Annotated in this window: 6 protein-coding genes; all 6 read left to right on the forward strand. The window is 49.5% G+C overall.

The genetic code is table 11. The features are described 5' to 3' along the window. A partial coding sequence (locus tag B3O33_RS09145; RefSeq protein ID WP_292363474.1) for an NAD(P)/FAD-dependent oxidoreductase occupies positions 1–531 on the forward strand: 531 nt, incomplete at its 5' end. Further along, the gene (locus B3O33_RS09150) at positions 516–1,064 is read left to right on the forward strand and encodes a DUF3261 domain-containing protein (RefSeq protein WP_292360787.1); all 549 of its coding nucleotides are present in this window, start codon (positions 516–518) and stop codon (positions 1,062–1,064) included. The genes B3O33_RS09145 and B3O33_RS09150, both read left to right, overlap by 16 nt. After that, a complete protein-coding gene (locus B3O33_RS09155) occupies positions 1,061–2,239 on the forward strand; it encodes a beta-ketoacyl-ACP synthase (RefSeq protein WP_292360785.1) in 1,179 nt (392 codons plus the stop codon). The genes B3O33_RS09150 and B3O33_RS09155 overlap by 4 nt, the downstream gene beginning before the upstream one ends. Next, positions 2,236–2,688 carry a hypothetical protein gene (locus B3O33_RS09160; RefSeq protein WP_292360784.1) on the forward strand — a complete coding sequence of 151 codons (453 nt, stop codon included), beginning with the start codon at positions 2,236–2,238 and terminating at the stop codon, positions 2,686–2,688. Before B3O33_RS09155 ends, B3O33_RS09160 begins: the two co-directional genes overlap by 4 nt. Then, positions 2,685–3,410 carry a 3-ketoacyl-ACP reductase FabG2 gene (locus B3O33_RS09165; RefSeq protein ID WP_292360783.1) on the forward strand — a complete coding sequence of 242 codons (726 nt, stop codon included), beginning with the start codon at positions 2,685–2,687 and terminating at the stop codon, positions 3,408–3,410. Before B3O33_RS09160 ends, B3O33_RS09165 begins: the two co-directional genes overlap by 4 nt. After that, a partial coding sequence (locus B3O33_RS09170) for a beta-ketoacyl synthase N-terminal-like domain-containing protein (RefSeq protein ID WP_292363475.1) occupies positions 3,410–3,998 on the forward strand: 589 nt, incomplete at its 3' end. The genes B3O33_RS09165 and B3O33_RS09170, both read left to right, overlap by 1 nt.

The following is a 3,998-nucleotide window of genomic DNA, read 5'->3' on the forward strand; positions in this document are numbered from 1 at the left end:
TCAAAAACATTTATCGATGCGCTACCAGGAACGGATGAAGAGAAGTTAAAACAGTTGATTGCTGAGTCCGGCTGGATGAGCGATTTACTGGCATCGGCTACTTTTGATACACGAATAGGGTCAATGACCGGTTATGCCTGCGATGTGACGCAAATGTACGGGCCGGGCTATGCGTTGCTGGGCAATGCCGGTGAGTTTTTAGACCCGGTGTTTTCATCGGGCGTGACCATCGCGTTTAAATCTGCCAGTCTGGCGGTTGATGTATTGAGCCAGCAATTGCAGGGCGGTACACCTGATTGGCAGCAACAGTTTGTCAGGCCTTTACAACACGGGGTGAACACATTCCGGGAATTCGTTGAAGGCTGGTATGACGGCCGTTTACAGGATGTCATTTTTACCACACAGAAAAATGATCCGGTAAAACGTATGATTAGTTCAATTCTGGCTGGCTATGCCTGGGATATCAAAAATCCGTTTGTAAAAGATTCCAAGCGTTTGACGGCGTTAGCAGAGCTATGCCGAAATATATAATTGTCTTTTTACTGTTAAGCGCTGCTTTTATTAGCGGTTGCAGCCTGAATCCCTTCAGATGGAATACGCATCAGGACTTGTTTTTGCTATCACCTGCAACCGGACCGGAGTCAATTTTGTTGCAGCAGAAATTGACGTTTGTTGCCGGTGGCAAACAGCAGCAATTTCTGCTGGTAACGGATATCAAAGCGGAAAAGTTTAAGGTGCTGGTATTGATGCCTACCGGTATGACAGTACTGAAAATGTCTTATGATGGCGCGGAATTTCTGCAACAGAATATGACGGATATCACCATCCCGGCAGAACAGATCATGGCGGTGATGCAGTTTGCCTTATGGCCCGAAGCGGCGTTGATGAATCGTTATTCCGCTCCTGATGGCTGGCTTTTGGCGCTGGATAACACCTCTCGTCAGTTATCAGAAAACAACCGTTTAAAGCTGGATGTTCAATATAAAGAAGACAGTGTGTTGATTAAAAATATTCAGGATCATTACCTGGTGGTAATACAATCGCTTGATACGGGGGCGTTGTGAAGCAAAACGACGTGTTCCTTAATACAGTTGGTTTGTTATGCGCCGCTGGCAACAGTGCTGACTCGCTGAAACAAAACCTGTTGTCGGATGCGAACTTTCTCACCCTCGACGATTCTTTTGGTGCGACGCCATTGCCGCTGGGGATTTGTCATGATGACCTGCCGGTTAACCCATTAACATCGTCTCGCTGGCAAAGTCGCAATAACCAGTTCGCCTTAGCGGCTTATCTGCAAATAAAATCACAGGTTGAAGAGGCTGTTGCGCGTTTTGGTTCTGATCGCGTTGGCATTGTGATTGGCACCAGCACTTCCGGAATTGCCGATGCTGAACCGGCAATCAGAAGCGCTGTTGAGTCCGGCAATTTGCCAGACAAATATCACTACAATATCCAGGAGATGGGCAATCCGGCGCAGTTTATTGCTGAGCTAACGGGTGTCAAAGGACCGGTTTACGCGATTTCTACCGCCTGCTCTTCAGGAGCAAAGGCGCTTGCAAGCGGCAAAAGGCTGATCACCGCAGGCGTTTGTGATGTCGTTATAGCGGGTGGCGTTGATACCTTATGCCGACTCACTGTTCAGGGCTTTTCTGCATTAGAAGCTGTTAGCACCGAAGTATGTAATCCATTCAGTAAAAACCGTAACGGCATCAATATTGGTGAAGCAGCCGCGTTGTTTGTGCTTTCCAGACAGCGGCAAGGTGTGATTTTGCGAGGCATTGGTGAAAGCAGCGATGCCCACCATATTTCGGCGCCTGAACCTAATGGCGAAGGGGCGGCAAGCTGCATGAGACTGGCGATGGAAGATGCCGGGCTTGAGGCTAAACACATTGATTATATAAATTTGCATGGCACTGCCACGACGTTAAATGATCAGATGGAATCGATTGCGGTCAATCAGCTATTCGGCAATAACGTGTTATGCAGCTCCACTAAACCTTTCATCGGCCATACCTTAGGGGCTGCTGGTGCCATTGAGGCGGCTATTTGTTGGCTGATGCTGGCAGATGAGCAAGGGAGTGCCCCAATACATCGTTGGGATGGCGAGCCTGATCCGACGATTCCTAATTTGAATTTAGTCACAGCAAATCAACCCGCTAAATTTTATAAATACGTATTGAGCAATTCATTTGCCTTTGGCGGTAATAATATTGCGTTGATTCTGGAACGCGCACCATGATGGAACCATATCAGGTGGCCGATCTGGTGCCACATTCAGGCAGCATGTCATTATTAACGAGAGTGACGGCTTACGGTGAACAATGGCTGGAAGCCGAAGTGGATATTAACTTGCAAAGCATGTTTGTCGAAGAAAAGGGTGTGCCCGCCTGGATTGGTGTGGAATATTTAGCCCAGGCCATTGCGGCTTATGCCGGTTTACAACAAAGACAACAATCGCAACCGCCCAAGTTAGGTTTTCTGCTGGGTACTCGACGTTACCAGAGCAACACCGATTGGTTTGCCATGGGCCAAACCCTGTCAATCCGGGTGGAGTGTGAAATGCAGGCTGAAAATGGGCTGCATGTTTTCCGTGGCCAATTGCGTGGAGATCAGATTGCTGCATCGGCGAATCTTAATGTATACCAACCTGACGATGCCAGTCAGTTTTTAGAGGAAGCTATTCGATGAGTGAAACCATTTTAGTCACCGGGTCGAGCCGAGGGATCGGTAAAGCGATAGCGCTGCGTCTCGCCAGACAAGGTTACGATATCGTGCTGCATTGTCGAAGCAACAGAGCACAAGCTGATGCCGTCGCCGCCGAAATAACTGCACTGGGACGTCAGGTTCGGGTATTGCAATTTGATATTGCCGATCGCGAACAAACCGCGTCAATCCTGGAACAGGATGTCGAACAGCATGGTGCTTATTATGGTGTGGTGTGTAATGCCGGCATTGCCAGAGATAACGCTTTTCCAGCGATACCCGGTGATGAATGGGACCTGGTGATCAGAACCAATCTGGATGGTTTTTATAATGTGTTGCAGCCGATTATCATGCCCATGATTCGCCGCAGAAAACCTGGCAGAATCGTCACCTTATCATCAGTTTCCGGAGTGGTCGGAAATCGTGGTCAGGTCAATTACAGTGCGGCGAAAGCCGGTATTATCGGTGCAAGTAAAGCACTGGCCGTTGAGTTGGCCAAACGCAAAATAACCGTGAACTGTGTGGCGCCCGGATTGATTGATACGGAAATGACAGAAGATATTCATATGGAAGAAGCGATGAAAATGATCCCTATGCAGAGGGTCGGCACGGTAGCTGAAGTCGCTGGAACAGTGAGCTTTTTGATGAGCGAAGAAGCGGCGTATATCACCCGACAGGTGATTTCGGTCAATGGCGGTATGTGTTAATGAAGCGGGTTGTAGTAACGGGCATGAGCGGTTTTTCCCCGATTGGCAATGACTGGTCTGCGATAAAAACGCGGCTACAAAATATGCAAACCGGTATTCAGCGTATTGATGCATGGGATAAATACACCGAGCTAAATACCCGATTAGGTGCGCCAGTTGAAAACTTTGTCATGCCTGCTCATTACAAACGTAAAGATTTACGCAGCATGGGCCGTGTCGCCCAGATGTCGGTTGATGCCACCGACAAGGCACTCGAAATGGCGGGGCTTCGTGATGATACCGCCATCTTGCAGGGCGGGCGTCTTGGCATTGCCTATGGCTCGTCATTTGGCAGCACCCCGCCCGTTCTCGGCTTCACCCGCCTGATGGAACATGGCGACAGCAACGCCATCACCGCCACCAGCTATATCCAGATGATGAGCCACACGGCAGCCGTCAATATCGGCGTGCTCTATGGCATTTCCGGGCGCATCATCCCGACCTCGACCGCCTGCACATCGGGCAGCATGGGGATCGGTTACGCCTACGAGGCAATCAAATTCGGCATGCAGGATCTGATGATCGCAGGCGGGGCGGAGGAACTCTGCC

Origin of the sequence: Methylophaga sp. UBA1464, from assembly GCF_002325665.1 — a bacterium.
GTDB lineage: Bacteria > Pseudomonadota > Gammaproteobacteria > Nitrosococcales > Methylophagaceae > Methylophaga.